The 24,400-nt window shown below is 62.0% G+C and carries 20 protein-coding genes and 1 riboswitch; of the genes, 9 read left to right on the top strand and 11 right to left on the bottom strand.

The window, feature by feature from the left end; all coding sequences use genetic code 11:
• Positions 1-196: 196 nt before the first annotated feature.
• From RB548_RS12770 to RB548_RS12735, 8 genes are all read right to left on the bottom strand, one after another.
• The gene (locus tag RB548_RS12770; protein ID WP_331374959.1) at positions 197-2,404 is read right to left on the bottom strand and encodes a TonB-dependent siderophore receptor; all 2,208 of its coding nucleotides are present in this window, start codon (positions 2,402-2,404) and stop codon (positions 197-199) included.
• Between the two features lie 287 nt (positions 2,405-2,691).
• Positions 2,692-3,576 carry a helix-turn-helix domain-containing protein gene (locus RB548_RS12765; RefSeq protein ID WP_331371672.1) on the bottom strand — a complete coding sequence of 295 codons (885 nt, stop codon included), beginning with the start codon at positions 3,574-3,576 and terminating at the stop codon, positions 2,692-2,694.
• A 197-nt stretch (positions 3,577-3,773) separates the two neighbouring features.
• The gene (locus RB548_RS12760; protein ID WP_331371671.1) at positions 3,774-4,247 is read right to left on the bottom strand and encodes a 6,7-dimethyl-8-ribityllumazine synthase; all 474 of its coding nucleotides are present in this window, start codon (positions 4,245-4,247) and stop codon (positions 3,774-3,776) included.
• 92 nt (positions 4,248-4,339) lie between these two features.
• Positions 4,340-4,491, bottom strand: a riboswitch (FMN riboswitch).
• Positions 4,492-4,613: 122 nt separating this feature from the next.
• Positions 4,614-5,675, bottom strand: a complete 1,062-nt coding sequence (locus tag RB548_RS12755; RefSeq protein WP_331371670.1) for an ABC transporter ATP-binding protein — start codon at positions 5,673-5,675, stop codon at positions 4,614-4,616.
• A 4-nt stretch (positions 5,676-5,679) separates the two neighbouring features.
• A complete protein-coding gene (locus tag RB548_RS12750; protein WP_331371669.1) occupies positions 5,680-6,468 on the bottom strand; it encodes an ABC transporter permease in 789 nt (262 codons plus the stop codon).
• Positions 6,465-7,349, bottom strand: coding sequence for an ABC transporter permease (locus RB548_RS12745; protein ID WP_331371668.1), 885 nt, complete (start codon positions 7,347-7,349; stop codon positions 6,465-6,467). The genes RB548_RS12750 and RB548_RS12745 overlap by 4 nt, the downstream gene beginning before the upstream one ends.
• Positions 7,350-7,416: 67 nt before the next feature.
• On the bottom strand, positions 7,417-8,520 hold the full coding sequence (locus tag RB548_RS12740) for an ABC transporter substrate-binding protein (RefSeq protein WP_331371667.1): 1,104 nt from the start codon (positions 8,518-8,520) through the stop codon (positions 7,417-7,419).
• A 193-nt stretch (positions 8,521-8,713) separates the two neighbouring features.
• Positions 8,714-9,571 (bottom strand): MurR/RpiR family transcriptional regulator, encoded by an 858-nt coding sequence (locus RB548_RS12735; protein WP_331374957.1) that lies wholly within the window; start codon positions 9,569-9,571, stop codon positions 8,714-8,716.
• A gap of 196 nt (positions 9,572-9,767) precedes the next feature.
• On the opposite strand from RB548_RS12735, the gene RB548_RS12730 reads away from it, so the two are divergent.
• From RB548_RS12730 to RB548_RS12705, 6 genes are all read left to right on the top strand, one after another.
• Positions 9,768-10,541 (top strand): N-formylglutamate amidohydrolase, encoded by a 774-nt coding sequence (locus tag RB548_RS12730; protein WP_331371666.1) that lies wholly within the window; start codon positions 9,768-9,770, stop codon positions 10,539-10,541.
• Positions 10,542-10,650: 109 nt separating this feature from the next.
• Complete coding sequence (locus tag RB548_RS12725; RefSeq protein ID WP_331371665.1) at positions 10,651-12,198, top strand: amino acid permease; 1,548 nt, start codon at positions 10,651-10,653, stop codon at positions 12,196-12,198.
• A 96-nt stretch (positions 12,199-12,294) separates the two neighbouring features.
• Positions 12,295-13,659 (top strand): glutamine synthetase family protein, encoded by a 1,365-nt coding sequence (locus tag RB548_RS12720; protein ID WP_331371664.1) that lies wholly within the window; start codon positions 12,295-12,297, stop codon positions 13,657-13,659.
• A gap of 195 nt (positions 13,660-13,854) precedes the next feature.
• A complete protein-coding gene (locus RB548_RS12715; RefSeq protein ID WP_331371663.1) occupies positions 13,855-15,240 on the top strand; it encodes an aldehyde dehydrogenase family protein in 1,386 nt (461 codons plus the stop codon).
• A complete protein-coding gene (locus RB548_RS12710) occupies positions 15,237-16,382 on the top strand; it encodes an iron-containing alcohol dehydrogenase (RefSeq protein WP_331371662.1) in 1,146 nt (381 codons plus the stop codon). The genes RB548_RS12715 and RB548_RS12710 overlap by 4 nt, the downstream gene beginning before the upstream one ends.
• A gap of 309 nt (positions 16,383-16,691) precedes the next feature.
• A complete protein-coding gene (locus tag RB548_RS12705) occupies positions 16,692-17,411 on the top strand; it encodes a ParA family protein (protein ID WP_331371661.1) in 720 nt (239 codons plus the stop codon).
• A 221-nt stretch (positions 17,412-17,632) separates the two neighbouring features.
• Here the strand turns inward: RB548_RS12705 and RB548_RS12700 are convergent, their stop codons facing one another.
• Together RB548_RS12700 and RB548_RS12695 are read right to left on the bottom strand one after the other, a co-directional pair.
• Positions 17,633-18,922 carry an NAD(P)/FAD-dependent oxidoreductase gene (locus RB548_RS12700; RefSeq protein ID WP_331371660.1) on the bottom strand — a complete coding sequence of 430 codons (1,290 nt, stop codon included), beginning with the start codon at positions 18,920-18,922 and terminating at the stop codon, positions 17,633-17,635.
• 285 nt (positions 18,923-19,207) lie between these two features.
• Positions 19,208-20,584, bottom strand: a complete 1,377-nt coding sequence (locus tag RB548_RS12695; RefSeq protein ID WP_331371659.1) for a L,D-transpeptidase family protein — start codon at positions 20,582-20,584, stop codon at positions 19,208-19,210.
• Positions 20,585-20,902: 318 nt separating this feature from the next.
• Between RB548_RS12695 and RB548_RS12690 the strand changes: the two genes are divergently transcribed.
• The 3 genes from RB548_RS12690 (at position 20,903) to RB548_RS12680 (ending at position 22,619) form a co-directional block, all read left to right on the top strand.
• Positions 20,903-21,745, top strand: coding sequence for a DUF4432 family protein (locus tag RB548_RS12690; protein WP_331371658.1), 843 nt, complete (start codon positions 20,903-20,905; stop codon positions 21,743-21,745).
• 117 nt (positions 21,746-21,862) lie between these two features.
• Positions 21,863-22,201 (top strand): TIGR01244 family sulfur transferase, encoded by a 339-nt coding sequence (locus tag RB548_RS12685; protein ID WP_331371657.1) that lies wholly within the window; start codon positions 21,863-21,865, stop codon positions 22,199-22,201.
• Between the two features lie 67 nt (positions 22,202-22,268).
• On the top strand, positions 22,269-22,619 hold the full coding sequence (locus RB548_RS12680) for a cupin domain-containing protein (protein ID WP_331371656.1): 351 nt from the start codon (positions 22,269-22,271) through the stop codon (positions 22,617-22,619).
• A 131-nt stretch (positions 22,620-22,750) separates the two neighbouring features.
• Here RB548_RS12680 and RB548_RS12675 read toward each other — a convergent pair whose 3' ends face one another.
• Entirely contained in the window at positions 22,751-24,397 is a 1,647-nt protein-coding gene (locus RB548_RS12675; RefSeq protein WP_331371655.1) for a thiamine pyrophosphate-binding protein, read from the bottom strand.
• Positions 24,398-24,400 lie beyond the last annotated feature (3 nt).

Below are 24,400 nucleotides of genomic sequence, written 5' to 3'. Positions count from 1 at the left end.
TGCCTAGGCACGCAGTTGTCGAGTCGCATCAAGGCTTTGCGTGAAGCGCCTGACGATCCGATCCAGGCGCTTCACGAGATGATTCTACTGCATGTTCCTTAAATCGTACCCGATTTAAGGACAAAAACATGCAGCAACTCAAAGTGCTACAGCGTCCTTTGCGCGTCTGATTAGACGCGCGGCGCTGTAGAGCCGCTTACCACGTCTTGCTGAGCTTCAGCGTGATCGTCCGGCCTTCGCCGTAGCCGCAGGTCTCGAGACCCTGGCATCCGTTGACATATTCCTTGTCGAAGAGGTTAGCGACATTGAGGGAGGCGGCCCAGTCGTTTTTCTCGTAGCGGATGGCGGCATCGACGAGCGTGGCGTCCGGCACCTTCTTCGTATTAGCCGCGTCAGCCCAGGATTCTCCTTGGTAACGCACGCCCGCGCCGAGGCTCATGCCTTCGAGCACGCCACTCGTGAGAGTGTAATCGAGCCATACCGCCGCCTGCGTTTCGGGGACGATATAGGGCGTTTTGCCGATGAGCGACGGGTTGGTGTCTTCCGTGATCTCGAGGTCGGTATAGCTGAAGGCCGAGATCAGCCGCCAGTTTTCGTCGAGGTTGACCTTGGCTTCGAGCTCGATCCCGCGCGAGCGCACCTCGCCGAACTGCGTGGAGAGACCAAGGATATCTGTCACCTGGACATTCTGCTTGGTTATCTCGAAGAGGGAGGCAGTGAACAGCCCGTCGATGAATGTCGGTGCATATTTGATGCCCGCCTCATACTGGTAACCCTCTTCCGGTTTCAACGGCACCAGCGTCACGACTGCCGGATCGGGGTTCGCGTCGCGGTTGCCGATGAGCGGGTTGAAGAACGTGGCAACGCTTACATAGGGCGTAAGCCCGTTCTCGAACTCATAAGCGAGACCGGCGCGACCGCTGAGTGCGCCGTCATCGTACGAGAAGTTGGAGGGGCCGGAGAAGGCGGTAGTGCCATTCTTGATGTCTGTATCGACGTAGTCGTAACGGCCGTTAAGGGTGACGAGCCAGCCATCGCCGAAGCGAATCTGGTCCTGCGCATAGACGCCGAGCTGCTGCAGCGTCACGACCTGGTTCAGGTAGACGAAGTTCGGCCCCTGCGGCACGCCATAGACCGGGTCGGTCGCACTGATCGGCGTCGCCCCGCAGCATGCCTGGATGTGGTCGAGACGGTAATATTTGTAGTCGAGGCCGGCGAGCAAAGCGTGGTTCGTGCCGCCGAGATCAAATTCGTTCTCCACCCGGTTGTCGATCGCGAAGCTGTCGACCTTCGACGTTGCCTCGAAGCCGATGCGGTTGAGGAGGTAGTCGGGACCGGTCGGCGTGCCGCCGACATAGCCGAAAGTGTAGGGGCCTTGCTCGTGCTTGTGGAGATGGGCGTAGCGGGCGTTCTGGGTGAAGGTCCAACCACTCTCAAGCTCGTGTTTCGCCTCGTAACCGATCATCTGCTGGGCGTAGGTCCCTTCGTCGAGATCGGGCTCTCCGTAGAATGCGTCGCGGTCGATCTTGCCGAACGGCGCATCGACGACGGTTCCCACATAGGGAAGGAAACCATTGCCGACATGTACCTGGTCGAGCCCCTGCAAGAGACCGTAGACGGTCAGGCTCGAGGCATCGTCCGGGGCGTAGGTGATCTGCGGCAGGACGAAGCCGCGCAGATCCTCGGAGAAGTTGGAATAATTGTCGCCGCCCGCGACCTTGCCGGTCAAACGATAGCGAACAGTGCCGTCCTCTGTCAGGCTGTCGTTGAGATCGAAGCCGGTGAAGGCATTGCCGTCGTCGTTGATGCCGATTTCGGCATAGTGGAAAGGCCCGTCCAGGGGCCGCTTGCTGATCAGGTTGATGATACCGCCCGGATTGGCGCCGCCATAGAGCACCGATGCCGGACCCTTCAGCACCTCGACTCGTTCCAGCATGAAGGGATCGATCTGGAAGCCGCCGAAGCCGAAGCTGTAGAGCGACAGCCCGTCGAGGAACACGCCCGTTTGGCTCGCATTGAACCCTCGAATGTAGAACCAGTCCGTGTCGGCGTCGGTGCCGAAAGGCTCGGTGGCAACGCCGGGCGTGTAGCGCAAAGCCTCGTCGATCTTGTTGACGACGCCGCGATCGTCGAGCTCCTGGCGCCCGACGACGGAGACGGATTGCGGAATGGCGGTGACCGGCGTTGCCGTCTTGGATCCGGTCGAGGTCGCCTTGGCCACGTAGCCGTCGACAGGACCTGTGGCGCTGCCGTTCGCAGGTGTGCCGCCTTCGACCACCAGTCTTTCAAGCGCCGAGGCACTACCGTCCTGCGCTTGCGCCGCCCCGGCGAGCAGCAGTGCGGCAAATGCCATCCCGCCCGCCAATACGTCCTTCAAACGCACCCCGTTGCCATTGTTCTGCATCGTATCTCTGCCCCGAAAATGGGCCATGCGGCGCTCCATCCCCCGGAGAACGCAACGTGGCCAGTCGCCCTGTTGATAAGATGAGTGTTTATCTCAGGTATATCGCCCGGGCTTGTCCGGATCCGGGAAAATTGAACGATCCTGGGCAAATTTCCGCGCTGGACTACAGCGCCGCGCGTCCAATCGGACGCGCAAAGGACCCTGTAGCACTTTGAATTGCTGCATGTTTTTGTCCTTAAATCGGCTACGATTTAAGGAAGCATGCAGTAGCGGGCCGCCGACCGCGGTCACGAGAGGCGGCTCTTTTTCCAAAGCGCCGGTGTCGTACCGACCGTCTTCCTGAACACGCGGGTGAAGTGCGCCTGATCGGCGAAGCCCGTTTCGGCTGCAACGCTGGTCAGCGATGCGTTGCTTCCAAGCAGCATCGCTTTTGCGCGTTCGATCCGGGCATTTGTCTGCCACTGATGCGGCGCCACGCCGGTCGATGCCTTGAAGGCGTGGCTGAAATGCGATTGCGACAGGCCGGTGAGGCTCGCCAACTCTTCGAGCCGGACGTTGCGGGCAACGTTTTCCCCGATGTAGTCGACCGCCCTGCGCAGTTGCCAGGCTGCCAGCTGGCTGCGTTTGCGGCTCACGCTTCGGTTGATCTTCATCAGGTCGATGAACAGCGCCAGTGTCAGTCCATCGCCATAAAGGTCATGCAGCGGTTGCGGGTTGAGGCATTCGGCCACGATCAATTCCGCAAGATGGAGAAAACGAGGGTCCTGAAACATCAGCCGAGGCGTCTCGATCGCGCTGGGGTCGAGATCCTCCATCAGCCGCCGGCTGAGCGCATTGACGTCGAAATGCAGGTCGAGGTGCCGCAGGTACTGGATATCGACGACGTCGGTCCAGAGCTCCACGCCGGCCGGGATGTAGGAGAGGGCCTGCCGGTGATAGTTCTGGACGGCGCCGCTGCCGTTCGAGGCGAGTTTGACGCGGCAATTTCCGCCGCCCTTGGCGTCGAGCACGATGAACATGCGCGGGTCTTCCGCGACGTAGTATCCGCCGGCGTGAGGAATGCATTCGACGTCCCACACGTCCGCGACGACACCGTTCCAATGACGCCGGCGGAGTCCGCCTATGACAGAGAAACCGCTGATCTTGTTTTGCATGCGCGGCTGAAATGTCATCGTCACGTCCCCGGCTCGCTGGCCTTCCCGGCCCGACGAAGCACTTAATCTTTCGTTTTATAGTCAAGTTTTTGATATCGCAGTGCACCGCGATTTTCAATTGCGCCGATCACGCAGCAGCCATTCGCGGTTTGCAAAAAAAGAAGGGCACGACCGGTATCGGTCGTGCCCCTCGAAATGTCTGTTCGAACGAATCCTCAGGCGTCGATCAAGGCCAGCTTGGCGCGAGCGTCGAGGATCTGGGCGCAGGCATTGGCGGCCTCTTCGCCCTTGATGACGAAATGATCGCGGAAAAAGGCAATCAGCGGTTCACTTTCCTGGAAATTATGCGGGGTAAGCACGGCGGAAAGGACCGGCACATCGGTGTCGAGCTGTACGCGCATCATGCCCTCGAGCACGGTGCCGGCGACGAACTCGTGGCGGTAGATGCCGCCATCGACGACGAAGGCGGTTCCGAGAACCGCAGAATAGCGGCCGGTCCGGGCGAGCGTCTGTGCGTGAAGCGGGATTTCGAGTGCACCCGGAACGTCGAAGATCTCGACGTCGGCGGCGTTGCCGCCGAGCTTGGTCCACTGCGCGACGAAAGCATCGACGCACCGGTCGACGATGTCGGCGTGCCAGCGGGCACGGACGATCGCAATCCTGGCGGCGGGTTGGGAAAGAATGGTCATGGTCTCAAGCCTTTCAGGGTTTGGCGTTTTCCAATGATCCCGTCGGGCGAACATGCATGCGCGCGAAGACCCCCCGGGAAGGGGACGCGGCTGCTTGCTCTCTTCCATCCGGACTGTGACCGTCGGCTCCGGAATTCGACCGGATCTGCTGACCTTCGGGAGTTAGGGTTCCGAAGCGCTCGCGGGCTTCGATCGGATGATCGCTACCGCCGGTGGGGAATTTCGCCCCGCCCTGAGAACGCTTGCGACTATATAGGCCGGCGGGGCGCGATCAAACGCGCGCTGCGACGGAAAAACGGGAAATCGCGACAGATTTTTCCGCAACCGCGCTTGGTCGCAACAAAACTTTCCGCCGATCAGCGGGACCTATTCGCGGATGACGAGCAGGTCCTTGGCGGCGAAGCGCAGCGTGACGTTTTCGCCGGAGACCGGCGGCGTGATGCCCGGATTGTTGAACATATCGAAGGAGATGGTGTCGCCGCCGACGCGCAGCTTGGTGCGGATGACGGAGCCGAGGAAGCTTGTGGAGACAACTTCGCCCGCAAGTGCGGTGTCGCCCTTGGCGCCGTCGACAATCGAGCCCGCCTCGGGGCGCAAGGCGAGCGAGATGCTGTCGCCGCCTTTCATGCCGGCGATCGGCCCCTTCAGCGAAACGCGCTGACCGCCGATGGTGACGGCGCCGCTGGCAGGGTCCGCAACCTTGCCCTCGATGATGTTCAGCGTGCCGACGAAGGAGGCGACGAAACGCGTTGCCGGCGTGTTGTAGATTTCGAAGGGGGTGCCGATCTGATCGGCGTGGCCCGCATTCATGACGACGATGCGGTCGGAGATCGACAGCGCCTCCTCCTGGTCATGCGTCACGAAAACGGTGGTGATTCCGAGCTGCTGCTGGATCTGCCGGATCTCCTCGCGCAGCGAAACGCGGATCTTCGCGTCGAGCGCGGAGAGGGGCTCGTCGAGCAACAATACTTGCGGCTTGACGGCGAGTGCGCGGGCGAGCGCCACGCGCTGCTGCTGACCGCCCGACAGCTGATAGGGATAGCGATCCGCCAGGTGCTCGAGCTTGATCAGACCGAGCATTTGCTTCACCCGTTGATCGATTTCCGCGTTCTGAGCGCCCGCCACCTTGAGGCCGAAGGCGACGTTGTCCTGCACGTTCATGTTCGGGAACAGTGCATAGGCCTGGAACACCATCCCGATATTGCGCTGGTTGGGTTTCAGCGCGCCCTGGTCCTTGCCCTCGATGACGATAGAGCCGCCCGACGGCGTCTCGAAGCCGGCGATCATGCGCAGGACGGTGGTCTTGCCGCAACCCGAAGGGCCGAGAAAGGAGACGAACTCGCCCTTGTTGATGCCCATGTTGAAGTTGTGCACGACCTGAACCGGGCCGAAGGACTTCTGGATATTGGTTAGTGTCAGGAACGCCATGTGATCAAGCCTTGGCCGGAGCGGATTTCTGGAAGCGGGAGACGAGCTGGATCAGACCCATGCTGAGCCAGGTGATGGCGAATGCGATGACGGCCAGTGCCGAAGGTTCATAGGCCTTGTTGGCGCCGACGAGCTGCAGGTAGGGGCCGAAAGCCGGTCGGTTGAGCAGCGCCGCCATGGTGAATTCGCCCATCACGATCGCGAAGGTGATGAAGGAGCCGGAGAGCACGCCGCTCATCACATTCGGGAATATGCAGCGGAACAGGATCGTCGGCCATTTCGCGCCGAGGCTCTCGGCCGCTTCCGTCAACGTCCTGACGTCGATCGCCCGCATGGCGGTATCGACCGCGCGATACATGTACGGGAGCGACAGCGTCATATAGGAAAACATCAGGAGCGCGTTCGTGCCGGAGGTCGACCCGGTCAGCGGCAGTACCGACGAGGAATTATAAAGGCGCAAGTAGCCGAAGACGATGACGATCGCCGGGATGACGAGAGGCAGCAGCGTGATGAATTCGACAACCGGCCGCACTTGCGGCAGGCGCAGCCGCACCCAATAGGCGGTCGGCACGACGAGCAGCATGCCGAAGATGATGGTCAAAAGCGCCATCAGCATCGAATAGCCGAAGGTCTCGCGGAACTGGATATCGGAGAAGACCGACTCGTAGGCGTCGAACGAATATTGGCCGCGCCGCATGCGTAGCGAGAATTCCAGCGTGCCGAGCAGCGGAATGATGAAGTAGCCCGTTCCGATGGCGATGGCGATCCAGGCGCCGAGGCGTTGTGCTTTCATTTCTGCCACCGTTCGGCGCGCATCCGCAGCCAGATATAGAGAATGTTGGAAATGCCGGTGATGACGATCATGCCGAGCGCCAGCGCATAGCCGAGGTTCGGGTTGTGCAGCACGTCGCCGCGGATCTGCGCATAGAGCAGGATCGGCACGATGTTGAGCGAGCTGCCGGTGAGGGCGTAGGCCGTGGCGATTGCACCGAAAGCGTTGGCAAAAAGCAGCAGCGTTGTGCCGAGCAGGCTCGGCCAGAGGATCGGGAGTGCCACCATCCGCCAGTATTGCCATGTGGAGGCGCCGAGGATTTCGGAGGCCTCGCGCCATTCCTTCTTCATGCCGTCGAGTGCCGGCGTCAGGATCAGCACCATCAGCGGGATCTGGAAATACATGTAGGTGATGGTGAGACCGAAGAAACTCAGGAGGTTGAAGCCGGTCGAGTAGAGATTGAAGCCGAACCAGTCGCGCAGGAAAACCGTGACGAGGCCGGTGCGCCCAAGGGTCGCCAGGAAGGCGAAGGCGAGCGGCACGCCGGCGAAGTTCGAGGCGACGCCGGAAAAGGTGAGAAGGCCGGAGCGGACCCAGGTGGGGACGCCGCCGAGCACGATCGCCCAGGCGAGGAAGAAGCCGATCAGCGCGCCGCCGAGCGAGGAGGCGACCGATACCCGGATCGAGATCCAGTAGGCCGAGAGAATCGACGGCGTGAAGAGGTCGACGATGTTCTTGAAAGTGAGCTCGCCCTCTGGCGTCAGGAAGGCGCCGGTCACGAGATAAAGCGTCGGGACGATCAGGAACATCAGCGCGAAAATCATGAACGGCGCGATGCCGAGCCAATCGATGATCGCCCGTTTGCTGATCCGAGGTGCTGCTGTTGCTGTTGTCGTGCTCATCGCGTTTCCGGCCGTCCCGGCGTCAAAGGAAGCCTCCCCGCCGTGCGGAGGGGAGGCCGATTTTTCGTTACTGGACGTTGGCGCCGACAACGCTGTCCCACTTGGTGGTAATTGCCGTCTTGCCGGCCTCCTGCTCCTCGAGCGTCGGGAAGACGGCCTTTTCATAGGCCGCTGCCGGCGGCAGCTTGTCGAGCATTTCCTGCGGGACCTTGCCGTTCTTGGCCAGATCGTTGAAGCGGATCGGGTGGCAATAGCCCTTCAGCCAGCCAAGCTGACCTTCGTCGGAATAGAGGTACTCCATCCAGAGCTTGGCAGCATTCGGATGCGGCGCGAAGGCGGAGATCGCCTGGACGTAGACGCCGGCGACGACGCCCGAAGCCGGAACGACAACTTCGACCGGCGGGTTGCCGTTCAGGCTGTCGCGCCAGGCGAGACCGTTATAGTCCCATGCGATGATGATCGGGGTGGAGCCTTGGGCGAGCGAGGCGGACTTGCCGATGACCGGAACGAAGTTGCCGGCCTTGTTGACCTCGGCGAAGAAACCGAGACCAGCCTCGCCAGCCTTGGCGGCATCCGTCTCACCGGCGGAAAGGCCGGCGGCATAGACGGCCTGGACGGCCTGGTTGGACGCGCGCGGATCGCCGGCGAGCGCGACCGCGTTCGCATAATCCGACTTCTTGAGGTCGGCCCAGTCCTTCGGCGCGTCCTTGACGATGTCGGTGTTCACCACGAACGAGAGAACGCCGTAATAGTCGCCATACCAGTAGCCTTCGGCGTCCTTGGCGCTATCCGGGATCGAGTCCCAGGTCGAGACCTTGTAGGGCTGGATCAGGCCTTCGGCCTTGGCCGACGGGCCGAAGGAGAGGCCGACGTCGATCACGTCGGGTGCCTGCGGACCGGTATTGCCCTTGTTGGCCTTGATGGCTTCGATTTCGTCACCCGAACCGGCGTCCGGGTTCAGTTCGTTGACTTCGATGCCGTATTTGGCCTTGAAGCCGGCAATGACGTCGCCGTAACCGCACCAGTTGTGCGGAAGAGCGATCGTGGTCAGCGTGCCTTCCTTCTTGGCGGCGGCGACAAGTTCCTCGCTCGGCTCGGCGACGGCGATCGCCGACGTTGCGAGCAGCATGGCGGTGGAAAGCGAGAGCAGGCGTTGAGTCTTTGAAATCACTGACGTTCTCCTTATTGTGCTTTCAATTGAAAGCGTTCGTTGTAATTTCGGCGATGCTGTTAAAGAGGCGCGATGAAACCTGTGTGACAGGCTCTGTCCCGTTCGCGCCATACGTGTCGGTCGCGGGACGGCGGTCGTCCTGATCTGCGCAAACAGCCGGTAGGGCTCGGTCCATAAAACTGCCGGTTCCTCCCTAGACCGGCTTGCGGAAGATGCGCGTCGAATCGAACAGGCCCTCGAGCATCTTCATCCGGTCCCGTGTCTCGTCCCAGTTCATGTCCTGCACGGCTTCGATCAGCGCCTCGACGAGAAAGAGCAGCATGACCGAACTGTCCCAGGCCGAGGGCGCCTCGATCTGCACGCGGAAGACCTTGGAAGAGGATTTGGCGACGGGCGAACCCCACTGGTCCGTGAAGAGAACAATTTCGACGCCCCGATCGCGGGCGATGCGGGCGAGCGTTTCCATTTCCTGTTCGTACCGGCGGATATCGAACAGGATCAGAACGTCGCCCTGCCTCATGTCCAAGACGTAGTGCGGCCAGGAACTCGGGTTGGCGGCGATCTGGGTGACGCCGGTGCGGATGACCTGGAGATGGGTGAAGAAGTAGTCGGCCAACGAGCGGGTGATGCGCCCGCCGGCAAGATAGATATCGCGTTTGCAGTCGGCGATCAGGGTGGCGGTCTGGTCGAAATCGCGCGGTTCTATCTGGGACAACGTCTGGCGCATATTTCCCATGACTGCATCGGCGAACCGATTGAGTGTGTGCGTGCCGGGGGCGCTGGCGGCCCAACGATCGTGCTTGGCTATGGGATTGGAGATCGTCGCCTCGAGCTCCTGGTGGAGCCTTGCCTGAAAGTCTGGAAATCCGCGGAAGCCCAGCTTCTGGACCATGCGCGCCACGGTCGGCGTCGAAACGCCGGCGTTCTCGGCGACCGTGGTGATCGAACCGAGTCCGGAGACGGGATAGTTGTCGAGAAGTGTCTCCGCCAATCGCTTTTCGGCGCGCGTCAGCGCCGCGAATTGTGCGTTGATCACATCCGACACCGTCATGGATGCCGCTTTGCTGGTCAATGCCGTGCCCCTGAACTGGTCTGCGCCAGCTTGTGACGAATTAAACCCCGCTGTCACAATCGGAGTCAATCTGCTTTTTGAAGAGATCGTTTCAGATTTCCCGTTGACACTCCCTGATTCGTGAAGAATTCTCTTCATCAAGATCGTCTGACAAGGCAAATTGGGGGTGCCAGTTTTGACGGGACTTTTGACGCAGGCAGAGGGAGATCCGGTCGCCATCGACAATGCGAGCGGGAAGGGAGACTTCCTCTTCGTCTGTGAGCACGCGTCACGCCGCCTGCCGGAGCGTCTGGGGACGCTCGGTCTTTCAAAAGAGGCACTGGAGAGCCACATCGCCTGGGATCCCGGCGCGCTGGCGGTCGCCAGACAACTTGCCGAGAGGCTCGACAGCGCGCTCATCCATCAACGCTTTTCGCGCCTTGCCTATGACTGCAACCGACCGCCCGAGTCCGATGCCGCAATGCCGGCCGTCAGCGAAATCTTCGAGGTGCCGGGCAACAGGGCGATGTCGGCCGCAGAGCGGCAGGCGAGGGTGGAGGAGATCTATCTCCCGTTTCGTGATGCCGTGGCGCGGTTCGTGTCCGAGCGCAAGGCCGCCGGACGGCGCCTTTTCCTTGTCACCATGCACAGTTTCACGCCGGTCTATTTCGGCGAGCCGCGCGCCGTCGAAATCGGCATCCTGCACGACGCCGACAGCAGGCTTGCCGACCGCATGCTCGCGATCGCGACGGACGGAGAAGTCGCCTACGACATCCGCCGCAACAAGCCCTATGGGCCGGCGGACGGCGTAACGCACAGTCTGGTAGAGTATGGCGTGCGAAACGGACTGCCGAACGTGATGATCGAAATCAGAAACGATCTCATTCGGGACGAGATTAGCCAGAGGGTCATGGCTGATTATCTGGAAGGGCTGCTCGTCAAGAGTAGGGCCGCCCTTCCTGGACGATAAAAAGACCCTGGGGAGCGGCAAGGCCGCGGTCCCGTTCCGGTGCCGGAGCGGGTGTGATGGGGCCTCCTGCAATGGCGCGCGAGGTCAAGGAGAAAACAGGGGACAGAAGATGTCAGACTATACCGATGTCGATAAGAAGCAGGACATGCAGGTCCTGCATTCGATGGGCTACGCCCAGGAGCTCGAGCGGCGCATGAGCCAGTTCTCGAACTTTGCCGTTTCTTTCTCAATCATTTGCATTCTGTCGGGCGGTATCAACTCGCTGGCGCAGGCGACATCCGGTGCGGGTGGCGCGGCGATCGGCATTGGCTGGCCGCTTGGATGCTTCATCTCGCTCGTCTTCGCCGTCGCCATGGCGCAGATCGGCTCCGCCTATCCGACCGCCGGCGGCCTCTATCACTGGGGCTCGATCCTCGGTAACCGCTTCACCGGCTGGCTGACGGCGTGGTTCAACCTGCTCGGCCTCGTAACGGTCCTCGGCACCATCAACGTCGGCACCTATTACTTCTTCATGGGCTCGTTCGGCGCGCCGTATTTCGGATTGGAAGACACGACCACCACCCGCATCGTCTTCCTGGCGATCATCACCGGCGCGCAGGCACTGGTGAACCACATGGGTATCGGGCTGACGGCGAAGTTGACCGACTTTTCGGGCTATCTGATCTTCGTGACCTCGATCCTGCTCGCGGTTGTTTGCCTGGCGGCTGCCGACTCATACGAGATCGGCAGGCTCTTCACCTTCTCGAACTATTCGGGCGAAGCCGGCGGTAGCGTCTGGCCGCAGACGTCCGGGACCTGGGTGTTCCTGCTCGGCCTGCTTTTGCCGATCTACACGATCACCGGCTACGACGCCTCGGCGCATACGTCGGAGGAGACGGTCAAGGCCGCGCATTCCGTGCCGCGCGGCATGGTTTCGTCGGTCCTCTGGTCCGCGCTCTTCGGCTACATCATGCTCTGCGCCTTCGTGCTGATGATCCCGAACATGGACGAAGCCGCCAAGCAGGGCTGGAACGTATTCTTCTGGGCGATGGATGCGCAGCTCAATCCGGTCATCAAGGACATTCTCTATCTCGCCATTTTCGTCAGCCAGTGGCTGTGTGGTCTTGCGACGGTGACATCGGTCTCCCGCATGATCTTCGCCTTCTCGCGTGACGGCGGCCTGCCGGCCTCGAAGGCGCTCGCAAAGGTCAGCCCGAACTATCGTACGCCGGTCGCGGCGATCTGGACCGGCTCGATCCTTTCGGTGCTTTTCGTCTGGGGCGCGTCGCTCGTCTCGATCGGCGAAACGCCGGTCTACACGATCGTCGTCTCGTGCACGGTCATCTTCCTGTTCTTCTCCTTCGCGATCCCGATCACTCTCGGCCTTTTCGCCTGGGGAACCTCGAAGTGGGACAAGATGGGTCCGTGGGATCTCGGCGAGGGCATGTTCAAGCTCTTTGCCATCCTGTCGATCATCGCGATGGTGCTGATCTTCGTTATCGGCATCCAGCCGCCGAACGATTGGGCGCTCTACATCACCGTCGGCTTCCTGGTCGTGACCGGCATCGTCTGGTTCGGCTTCGAGAGCCGCCGTTTCCGCGGGCCGCCGATCGGTGAGGAAGTTGCGCGCCGGCAGGCCGAAATCGCCGCGGCCGAAAAGGCCGTCGGCCAACGTTGATCAAACAACAGGAGGGGCGGGGCCGCGCCTGCGGCTTCCGCCTCATTTTTTTGCGGCCACGGGAACGGCCGCACCGAAACATGGGATGATACTTTCATGAGCTATTCGTTCGAGGAATTGAGAGAGGACGTCGCTGCCGGCCGCATCGACACGGTGCTCGCCTGCCAGGTCGACATGCAGGGGCGCCTGATGGGTAAACGCTTCCATGCGGAATATTTCGTCGAAAGCGCGTGGAAGGAAACGCACAGCTGTAACTACCTGCTTGCGACCGACATGGAGATGGAGACGGTCTCCGGCTACAAGGCGACGAGCTGGGAGAAAGGTTACGGCGACTACACGATGAAGCCGGATCTCGCGACGCTCCGCCGCATTCCGTGGCTCGAAGGCACGGCGCTGGTGCTCTGCGACGTTCTCGATCACCACACGCACGAAGAGGTACCGCATTCGCCGCGCGCCATCCTCAAGAAGCAGGTCGCGCGTCTCGAAGCGATGGGCCTCAAGGCCTTCATGGCGAGCGAGCTGGAATTCTTCCTCTTCGACCAATCCTACGACGATGCGCGCCAGTCCGGCTATCGCGACCTGCAGCTCGCCAGCGGCTACAACGAGGACTACCACATCTTCCAGACGACCAAGGAAGAGGACGTGATGCGGGCGATCCGCAACGGCCTTCAGGGCGCCGGTATCCCGGTCGAAAATTCCAAGGGCGAGGCCTCTGCCGGCCAGGAGGAAATCAACGTCCGCTATGCCGACGCGCTGACCATGGCGGACCGCCACGCGATCATCAAGAACGGCTGCAAGGAAATCGCCTGGCAGCGCGGAAAGGCCATCACCTTCCTCGCCAAGTGGAACTATTCGGCTGCCGGCTCGTCCTCGCATATCCACCAGTCGCTCTGGAGCGCCGACGGCGAGACGCCGCTCTTCTTCGACAAGAACGCGCGCCACGGCATGTCCGACCTGATGCGGCACTACGTGGCCGGCCTGCTTAATCATGCGAGCGAGATCACCTATTTCCTGGCGCCTTACATCAACTCCTACAAACGTTTCATGGCCGGCACCTTCGCGCCGACCAAGGCGATCTGGAGCAAGGACAACCGCACGGCGGGTTATCGCCTCTGCGGCGAGGACACCAAGGCGATCCGCATCGAGTGCCGCGTCGGCGGTTCCGACCTCAACCCATACCTTGCGTTTGCTGCTTTGATCGCCGCCGGCATATCAGGCATCGAAGGCAAGATGGAACTCGAAGCGCCGTTCGTCGGCGATGCCTATCACGGCACGGACATACGCGAGATCCCGCACACGCTGAGGGACGCTACCGAGGCGCTGACCGGTTCGAAGATGCTGCGCGCCGCCTTCGGCGATGACGTCATCGATCACTACACCCGCGCGGCGCGGTGGGAGCAGGAGGAATATGACCGGCGCGTCACCGACTGGGAGGTCGCGCGCGGTTTCGAAAGGGCGTAGCGGGCTACCCCTGCCCACAAGGGGGAGGGGCCACGTTGCCGCCCCCTCACCTCCGACCTGAAGCGTCGCCACTTGCTGAAACGTCGAGTTGGAGCAAAACGGTGCCGCAGGGCAAAAGCCCCCCTTGTGGGGAGGGGTTGGGGAGGGGAAACTACTGATGGATTTCAGATTAAAAGCAAAAGCAGGATGACGATCATGACGATGATCAAATGCATTTCCCCGGTGAACGGGGAAGTTTACGCCGAACGCCCCGCGATGCCGCTGGAACTTGCCAAACAGGCCGTGGGCCACGCGCGTCTGGCGCAGAAAAGCTGGGCGAAGCGCCCGGTCGAGGAGCGCGTCAAGCTCGTGCTCGCGGGTGTCGCGCGGCTCAACGAGATGGTCGACGAGGTTGTGCCAGAGCTCGCCTGGCAGATGGGCCGGCCGGTGCGCTATGGAGGTGAGTTCAAGGGCTTCAACGAGCGTTCGAACTATGTCGCCTCGATCGCCGCCGATGCATTGAAGCCGATCATTGTCGAAGAGAGCGACCGTTTCGAGCGGCGCATCGAGCGCGAGCCGCATGGCGTCGTCTTCGTCATTGCGCCGTGGAACTACCCTTACATGACCGCGATCAACACGGTCGCCCCGGCGCTGATGGCCGGCAATACCGTCATCATCAAGCATGCGAGCCAGACGATCCTCGTCGGCGAACGCATGGTGCGCGCCTTTATCGAGGCGGGCGTGCCGGCGGACGTGTTCCAGAACCTTTTCCTTGATCATGACACGACGGCGGCGCTGATTGCCGCCAAGAGCTTCGACTTCATCAATTTCACCGGCTCGGTCGAAGGCGGACGCTCGATCGAACGTGCCGCCGCCGGCACCTTCACCGGCCTTGGCCTCGAGCTTGGCGGCAAGGATCCGGGCTATGTGATGGAGGATGCGGACCTTGATGCCGCCGTCGACACGCTGATGGATGGCGCAACCTATAATTCCGGCCAGTGCTGCTGCGGCATCGAGCGCATCTATGTGCATGAATCGCTCTATGACGCCTTTGTCGAGAAGTCGGTGGCCTGGGTTTCCAATTACAAGCTCGGCAATCCGCTCGACCCCGAAACGACGCTGGGGCCTATGGCCAACAAGCGCTTCGCCGCAACCGTGCGCCACCAGGTCGCCGATGCTGTTTCGAAGGGCGCCAAGGCGCTGATCGATCCCAAGCTTTTCCCGCAGGATGACGGCGGCGCCTATCTCGCGCCGCAGATCCTCGTAGATGTCGATCATTCGATGGAGTTCATGCGCGAGGAAACCTTCGGGCCGGCGGTCGGCATCATGAAGGTGAAGAACGACGGCGAGGCGATCGAGTTGATGAACGATTGCCAATACGGACTCACCGTTTCGCTCTGGACGAGGGACCCCGAACGCGCCTCGCGCATTGGCCGCAATCTCGAAACCGGCACCGTCTTCATGAACCGCGCCGATTATCTCGATCCGGCGCTCTGCTGGACGGGGGTCAAGGAAACGGGCCGCGGCGGCTCGCTTTCGATCCTTGGCTTCCACAATCTCACCCGTCCGAAATCCTATCATCTGAAGAAAGTAACAGCATGACGATCACCGCCAACTGGAGCTATCCGACCGCCGTCAAGTTCGGCGCCGGCCGGATCAAGGAGCTTGCCGACCATTGCAAGGCGCTCGGCATGAAGAAGCCGTTGCTCGTGACCGACCGTGGCCTTGCGCCGATGGCGATCACCCAGAATGCGCTCGACATCCTGGAGGCGGGCGGCCTTGGCCGCGCCATCTTCGCCGACGTCGACCCGAACCCGAATGACAAGAACCTGGAAGCCGGGGTAAGGGCGTTCAAAGACGGCGGCCATGATGGCGTCGTCGCCTTCGGCGGCGGTTCCGGCCTTGATCTCGGCAAGTGCGTCGCCTTCATGGTCGGCCAGACGCGGCCGGTCTGGGATTTCGAAGATATCGGCGACTGGTGGACGCGCGCGAGCGTCGAGGGCATCGCGCCAATTGTTGCGGTGCCGACGACCGCCGGCACCGGTTCGGAAGTGGGGCGCGCCAGCGTCATCACCAATTCGGCGAGCCACGTGAAGAAGGTGATCTTCCACCCGAGGTTCCTTCCGGGTGTCACGATCTGCGATCCGGAACTGACGGTCCGCATGCCGAAAGTCATCACCGCCGGCACGGGCATGGATGCCTTTGCCCATTGCCTGGAGGCTTATTCCTCGCCCTTTTATCATCCGATGTCGGCGGGTATTGCGCTCGAAGGCATGCGGCTCGTCAAGGAATACCTGCCGCGCGCCTATAAGGATGGCGCGGACATCGAAGCCCGCGCCAACATGATGAGCGCAGCGGCGATGGGTGCCGTCGCCTTCCAGAAGGGACTGGGCGCGATCCATTCGCTCTCCCATCCGGTCGGCGCGATCTACAACACCCATCACGGCATGACCAATGCGGTCGTGATGCCCCCGGTGCTGCGCTTCAACCGGCCGGCGATTGAGGAGAAGATCGTGCGCGCGGCCGCGTATCTCGGGATCGCCGGCGGTTTCGACGGTTTCTACGACTACGTGTTGAAGCTGCGCGAGGAACTCGGCGTGCCGGACAAGCTTTCCGCGCTCGGCGTCGGTACCGATCGGATCGATGAAATGGCGGAAATGGCGATCGTCGACCCGACGGCCGGCGGCAACCCGGTGGAGTTGACGCTCGACGCGGCGAAGAAACTCTTCAGAGAGTGTATCTGAGCCGAATCCGTTAATTTTTCTGAAGCCCGGAAGACCTACAGCGCCGCGCGTCTTATCAGACGCGCAAAGGACGCTGGAGCACTTTGAATCGCTGCATGTTTTTGTCCTTAAATCGGCTACGATTTAAGGAAACATGCAGTAGGTTTTCCGGGCTTTCTTATTTCATCGCCGTCGACGCCTGGGCGTGCGGTTAATCTTTGCCCGCCAAAATTTCCATTTCGTTAACCATGTTCTGTAAGGCTCTGTTAAGGGCGCGGCCTGCTCACGCATCGGTCGGAGCCTCGAAACAATGACGGAATGAGGTGGAAGATGGCGGTCATCACATTTGCCAACGCAAAAGGCGGCGCCGGCAAGACGACGGCGGCATTGATCCTGTCGACGGAGCTGGCGAGGCAGGGCAACAAAGTGGTGGTGCTCGATGCGGACCCGCAGCGCTGGATCACGCGGTGGTCGGAAGTTTCCGGCCATGTCGCCAATCTCGAAGTGATTTCGCACATCACGCCGGCTTCGCTGCCCTGTCATATTCGCGCACTGAAAGACGACGCCGATTTCATAGTCATCGACCTCGCTGGCGCCAAGGATGCGATCGTTGCGCTGGCGCTCGGCTTGTCCGATCAGGTGCTGATCCCGGTCCAGGGCTGCGCGATGGACGCGCAGGGCGCCGTCCAGATCCTCGAACTGATCCGTCATATCGAGCAAAAGGCGAGGGTGCGCATCAAGCATTCAGTGGTGCTCACGCGCGTCAACTCTCTGGTGACCACCCGTGCGCTCCAGACGATCAAGACGCTGCTTGCGTCGCGCGGTGTTGCAATGCTCGAAACGCCGATCGTGGAACGCGTTGCATACCGCGAAATTTTCGAATGCGGCGGAACGCTGCAGACGATGGACGCGGGTCGTGTCAGCAATCTCGACAAGGCGCGCGAGAATGCTCTTACGCTAGCTCAGGAGGTCCAGGCGCTTTTGCCTGCTCGTCCGCAGCGCTCCTGGACTTCGCGGGTGCCGTCCTGGGCACAGTTGCGCGCCGCGTAGCGATGTTTTTGGCTTGCTCCCAAACTCAACCGGAATTGACGTTCGTCAGTTCCGGTTGAATCTTTGCCGCATATGCGGCGAATGGCTGTCGCGCATAATGCTCGTGCCAGCGGCGCATCGGGCTATCAGGCGGCTTAGGCCCCCCTTGGTCCCTGTGGCGGGCGGTGGGATGACGGACGAGAGAACCGCCAACAGACAGGCGCGTGAGACGACGACGCCACTCATAAACGCCGGTCGACGAAGTGCTTTGCATGCGCGCCGGCCTGATAGAAGGCGGATTTTACGGTCCGCCACGGATCGGGCGTGATCGGCGTTTCTGCGAGCGGGATCGCCGAGGCATCGCCCATGACGTGTTGGGCGAGCGCCCGTCCGAAGACTGTTCCCGGCGCAATGCCGCGGCCATTGTAGCCGCTTACCGAAACGACGTTCGGCGCGAGGACGTGCATGGCGGGCAGGTTGTTGGTCGTCATGCCGATGCTGCCGTCCCACCAGTATTCGAAGCGGAAGTCGCCGATATAGGGGAAGAGCTTGCGCAGCGAACGGGCCGCGAAGGCGCGATGCGTGCCCTCAGCGATGGCATCGAGCCGACCGATCGAACCGAAGATCATCCGGTTCTGCTGGTCCATGCGGAACGAGGTCATAACGAGCCCGGTGTCCCAAGCGCCTTGACGCTCCGGCAAGATTCGCGTTGCGACCTTTTCGGGAAGCGGATTGGTGGCGAACTGGAAATAGGGGAGGATCGTCAGTTCCCGCGTATGCGCTTTCCACGGCACGTCGGCAACGAGGTCACCATAGGCGTTGGTCGCCAGAATGACGTGGCGGGCGGTAATGCTGCCTTGGCCGGCCTTCAGTTTCCACAGATCGCCCTGGCGCGTGGCGGCAACCAGCGGGGTGTCGGTAAAGATCCTGGCGCCAGCGGCGAGGGCTGCGCGTGCCAGCCCTCGTGCGTAGGCGAGTGGCTGGACCGTTCCGGCGCGACGGTCGAGCAGCGCACCGGCAAAGCCCTCGGCGCCGGAAAGCGCGTGCGTCCTGTCGGCGGAGAGCACTTCGACCGGTGCGCCGCGCTTCTTCCACTGCGCCTCGCGATCCTCAATGTCCTTCAGGCCCTCGGCACCGACAGCCATGTGGAGCGTGCCGTTGCGCACGGCTTCGCATTGCATCCCGTGTTTCGCGATCAGGTCGTAGACCAGCGACGGACCGTCGCCGAGTTCTTTCAACAGCCGGTTTCCGGCATCGGCGCCGAGGGTTGCCACGAGATCGTCCGGTTTTACCCACATGCCGGCATTGACGAGTCCGACATTGCGCCCGGAGCCGCCGAAACCGATCATCCGCGCTTCGACCACGGTGGCGTTCACGCCCTTTTCCGCAAGGTGCAGCGCGGACGAGAGACCCGTGAAACCGCCGCCGATGATCGCCACCTCGGTCGTCAGTTCGCCTTGAAGCGGGCCGGTTTCAGGCGCGGCCGGTGCCGTCGCATGCCAGAGGTTGGGGAGAGCACGCTCCGTTGCCATTGCGGACATTCCTTTGCCTTCGGAGCGGGATAAGGAAGGCCGGAAACTCCCTCTCTATCCTGCACCGATTGATCGTGATGGAAAATTCTTCGTCAGTGATAGAACCATTGTCGCGAAGTTTTTCATGACAATGTTTCATGAGGTCATGAAGTCGTGCAATGCCGGTTGGCCGCTGCAAAATGCGATCAGGAATACCGCCTGCACACGCCCTCTTGAATAAGTCGTCCTGCAGGACGACGAGAAAAGAGAGTGTGCCTTTCGCCGCGTGGCAGGCGCGTTACAGGATCAATCGACGAACTCGACCGTCACGCCCTTGCTCACCATCTTGCCGAGTTCGGTCGCGTCCCAGTTGGTGAGGCGAATACAGCCGTGGCTCTGCGTCTTGCCGATCTTCGACGGATCCGGGGTGCCGTGGATGCCGTAGGTCGGCTTCGACAGCGCGATCCAGACCGTGCCGACGGGACCGTTCGGTCCAGGCTGCAGGGTCAGGATCTTGTCGTTCGCGCCCTGCTGGAAGTTGATCTTCGGGTTGTAGGTGTAGCCCGGATCGAAAGCGATACGCTCGACCGACACGATGCCGGATGGCGAAGGCGTGTCCGACGAGCCAATCGTGGAAGGATAAGCTGCAACGAGCTTGTCGGCCTCATCGTAGGCGAGCACCTGCTTGCGGCTCTTGTCGGCCACGATCCGCGCGACCTTGCCTGCCTTGTTCGGGCCTGGATTGATGACCTTGATAATCGTACCCGGAATGGAAAAATCGACGCCGGGATTGAGTTCGCGCAGGTAGTTCTCGTCCATGTGGAACTTCTCGCCGAGCATCTCGGTCGTGGACGTGAAGGAGAGATGCGGAAGCATCGCCTTGTGGGCATAGTCTTCCGGGATCGCCGCGACATAGGGCCCGGCCGCGTCGGCAGCGGTGATCGTATAGGTGGTGATCGGCAGGCCGCCGTTGAAGCGCAACCGTTCGAGAATGTCTTCGGTGTTGTTCGGATCGAGCGTCTCGCCGGTTGCTTGCTGCCAGGCTTCGATCGCCTTGGTAACATTCGAACCCATCTTGCCGTCGATCACGCCTGGCGAGAAGCCTTCACGGTCGAGAAACACCTGCAGTGCGGTGATCTCCGCACGCGATTTGCCCTTCACCGAGATCGCCGGCGGCATCGGCTGCCTAAGCGGATCGTCATATTGGGGATCGTAGGCTGCCTGCTCGCTGCCATCGATCAGGCCCGGCAGGTTGTCCCGTAGTTCCTCGCGCTCCACCGGAGCCGGTTCGCCGTAGTCCGGGACCGTGCCGGTAAACTCGCCGGGCTCGGAATAGCCGTAGCCGCGGTCGCGGTAGCCGTCGTTCGAATAGACGTCGACGTCACTTTGCCGGCGGCGGGCTCTGCCGTAGCCGTCCGACGGCATCACTGTGGCGACAACATTGCCCCAGGGATCGACGAGCACAGTGCGGCCACGGTGGTCACGCATCGCGCGGACCTCGTCTTGTCCCGGCATATAGTCGAGAATTTCGCCGTTCGGGGTGACCAGGATCACGTCGCCGCCGCCGCGATAATAACCTTCCTGGGCAGCGGCAGGCGTAAGCTCCACGGCCAAAAGGCCGGCTGCGGCGAGAAGCGAGAGGCCGGTGCGGGTCGCAGTCGTCACGATAGAACCTGTTTTCATGATGATTGATCCGGGCGGTACATGCCGATTTGGACGTTAATGTGAAAAAAGTGAATCCATCGTGAACGGTTGGTTAAAATTCATCCTGACTGATCGGTTAACCGTAGTTAGATCGGTCTGGCGTCTGTTTCAACCGGGAAGAATGAGCAGACAAGGGCCTAGAAGGGATCCTCGCGCCGCATTCCTCCTCCATCTATGTCGGTAACGCTCGCGAAGCCGGATTGTTCAGCCGGAAATTATCATGCTCGGAGCGTTTTGTTTTGCCTTATCATGCATTTGCAGCCGCGCGCGATTCGCGTGTGCCAGCCGGGGCAACGGATGGAAACGACCTTGACCAGCACGCGTAACGGCGTCCCTTGCCACCTCCTGTTCGATCGCTCATCGGCGCTCGATATTGCCGCCTTTGTGGTCGATGGAACTGACCTTTCTCCAGGCTCAGCGATTCCGTCCGATGGTGACCCGCGGATCGATCATGCGCTCGCCGGATTTCTCTTTACCTGCGGTCCCGATCACATCCGCCATCCCGAACCCGTCGAAGGCCGCGACGACGGAACGCGCTACCCTCTGCACGGTTCGCTTGCAGGCACATCCGTCATCCGGGCGGAGATGTCCGCAGACGGCACATGTTGCGAGGCTCTGATCGAGGTGGCTCTTGCCTGTGGCGGCAAGGCGGCGGTCGAGCGTCGATGGTTTGTGAGCGAGAACGGGCAAAGCGTAATGCTAGAGGACCGCGTGACGAACATCGGTGCCTCGGCCTTCGCGCCGATGATGATGTATCACATGAATATCGGCGGCCGGCTGCTCGGACCGGAAACGCATATTGTCAGTCCTTCACTCGAGAGTGGATCGCTCTGCTGGCAGTTCGGCGAGGGCGAGAGCGCCCATTTCTGTATTCCGGCGCATGACGAGGACGGCTGGTCGGAGGTATCGCTGGCACCCTTGCCGGGGCTCGGCGGGCAGCGGCTTGCCGTTCGGTTTCGTGTGGACACGCTGCCGTTCCTGCAGATGTGGCGCTGCCAGCGTGGCGGGGCCAATGTCATCAGCATCGAACCGGCGTCGCATCGCCTGGCAAAGCGAGTGGAGCTGGCGGCATCGGGCGAACTCGGCGTTATCGAGCCAGGCCAGGCGCGCGGCTATGCGCTCGCCTTCGCGGTGTCCTGATCGATCGCAATGCCAGAGTGGGCTGCGGGCGGAAACACCTTCCCTACCGCTCCTGCGATTGACGCCGCCTGACGCCGGGCCTAAATCAAGGCAACACCGTTCAGAGGAAGCATCATCATGGACATTCGCCAGATCAACGATGAATACTCGGTCTCCGGCCAGATCACGGTCGAGGACCTCGATGAGATCAAGGCGCTCGGGTTCAAGTCCATCGTCTGCCACCGCCCGGATTTCGAGGTCCCTGATCAGCCGACCTTCGATGCGATCGCCGCGCGCGCCGCCGAGCTGGGTCTGGAAATCACGCATATTCCCGTGGGTCCGATGGGCGTGACCGCCGATGCGGTGACCCGCATGGTCGATGCACTCGACGAGTTCCAGCGCCCGATGCTCGGCTATTGCCGTTCCGGCGCCCGCTCCACCGCAGTTTATCAGCAGACGCAGCATATCCGCAGCTGACAGGATCGCCTTGCCGCCTGCCGCCGCGGACCGCCGGCGCGCGAACGCGAGATTGGGAGGATGCCGCATGACCGGAGCATACCTGATCAACCGTGACCAGTGGGCCGAAAAGCCCGACGTGTGGCAGGGCGAATTCGAGGGTGGCCCTTACGGAGCCGGCGTTTCGGTCATGTTCTACACAACCGACCGGATCGGCGGCGGCCCGAAATTGCACCGCCATCCCTATCCGGAAACCTTCATCGTCCGCTCCGGTCGTGCGCTCTTCACGGTCGGCGACCAGACGATCGAAGCGGAGGCGGGGCAGATCGTCGTTGCGCCCGCAAACGTTCCACACAAGTTCGCCAATCTCGGGCCGGGTCGGCTGGAGACCACCGATCTTCATGTGAGCGGCAGCTTTTCCACCGAGTGGCTGGAGTAGGCGGGAAGGACCGATCCTCGGCGGATCGTCTCTCTTCGAGCGCTGAGAACGCCGTCAAGCCGCGATCGTGTCCCCGCGCCGCCCAGGCAACGCGGGTCTCCGCCGTGTGGTAATGCAGGCCGACCGGCCCCTCAACCGTTGCGAATTTCGGTGAGCGTTCGCGTGGGCGTAATCGCTTCCGGATCGAGTTTGATCTCGATGATGGCCGGCTTGCCGCTGGCGCGTGCCCGGAGGAATGCGTCGGCAAATTCTTCGGTCCGCACCACGGTTTCGCCGTGGCCGCCATAGGCGCGCGCAAGTGCCGCAAAATCCGGGTTGGTAAGATCCGTCGCGCTGACGCGGCCGGGATATTCGCGCTCCTGGTGCATGCGGATCGTGCCGTAGATGCTATTGTTGATGACGAGCACGATGATCGGCAGCTGATAGCGGATGGCGGTTGCGAACTCCTGCCCGTGCATGAGGAAGCAGCCGTCGCCGGCAAAACAGACGACTTCGCGCTCCGGGTGGAGTTGCTTGGCCGCGACGGCCGCCGGCAGGCCGTAGCCCATCGAGCCTGAAGCGGGGGCGGCCTGGGTTCCATAACGGCGGAAGCGGTGGAAACGGTGCAGCCAGGTGGCGTAGTTGCCGGCGCCGTTGGTGAAGATCGTGTCCGGCGCGGTATTCGCCTCGATCCAGTTCATGATCGGCCCCATCTGCACGTCGCCGGGACCCTTTTCGGGCGGCGTCGACCATTTGAGATAGGCCTCGTGCATGGTCGCGGTGCGCGCGGACCACGTAGGTTCGCCCGCAGGTGTGAGGTCGCCGAGCGCCGCCACGAAATCGCGCGGGCTCGCGGCGATCGCCAGATCCGGGCGATAGACGCGGCCGAGTTCCGCGGGGTCCGGATGGACATGGACCAGTGTCTGCCTGGGGTAGGGGACGTCGATCAGCGTGTAGCTGGACGAGGGCATCTCCGAAAAGCGACCACCGACGAGCAGGACGAGGTCGGCCTCCTTGATTTCCTTCGCCAGCGCGGGGCTGATGCCGATGCCGACATCGCCGGCGTAGACCGGATTCAGGTGATCGAAGAGCATCTGGCGACGGAAGGAGCAGCCGACCGGCAGCCTCCATCGCTCCGCGAAACGCTGGAACCCAGTCACGCTTTCGGCGGACCAGCGCGTGCCGCCAAGGATGGCAATCGGCCGTTTCGCGGCTGCAAGCAGTTCCTCGAGCCGGGCGATCTGGCCCCGGCCCGGATGGCTTTCGACCGGCTGGTAGGCGCGAGCCAGAGGGGCCTCGGTGCTCTCAGTCAGCATGTCCTCCGGAAGCGTCAGCACCACCGGGCCCGGCCGGCCGGACGTCGCGACGGCAAAGGCGCGGGTCACGAATTCAGGGATGCGCGCCGGGTCGTCGATTTCTGCCACCCATTTCGCGACCTCGGTGAAGGCGCGGCGATACTCGATCTCCTGGAAGGCCTCGCGCTCGCGTGCGTCGCGCTGCACCTGGCCGATGAAGAGGATCATCGGGATCGAATCCTGCCTGGCGACATGAAGCCCGGCCGAGGCGTTGGTGGCGCCGGGGCCGCGGGTCACCATGCAGACTCCGGGTTCGCCGGTGAGCCGCCCCCAGCAGTCCGCCATCATCGCCGCGCCGCCTTCCTGCCGACAGACGATGACCTCGATGTCGGTGTCGTGGAGTGCGTCCAGGACCGCCAGATAGCTCTCTCCCGGCACGCACGAGATGCGCCTGACGCCATTTGCGACCAGCGCCTCGACAACCAGCTGACCACCCGTTTTCATCCA

The organism is Sinorhizobium chiapasense (assembly GCF_036488675.1).
GTDB lineage: Bacteria > Pseudomonadota > Alphaproteobacteria > Rhizobiales > Rhizobiaceae > Sinorhizobium > Sinorhizobium chiapasense.
Note: the sequence above shows the minus strand (reverse complement) of the source record. Positions and strands in the feature narration are given on the sequence as shown.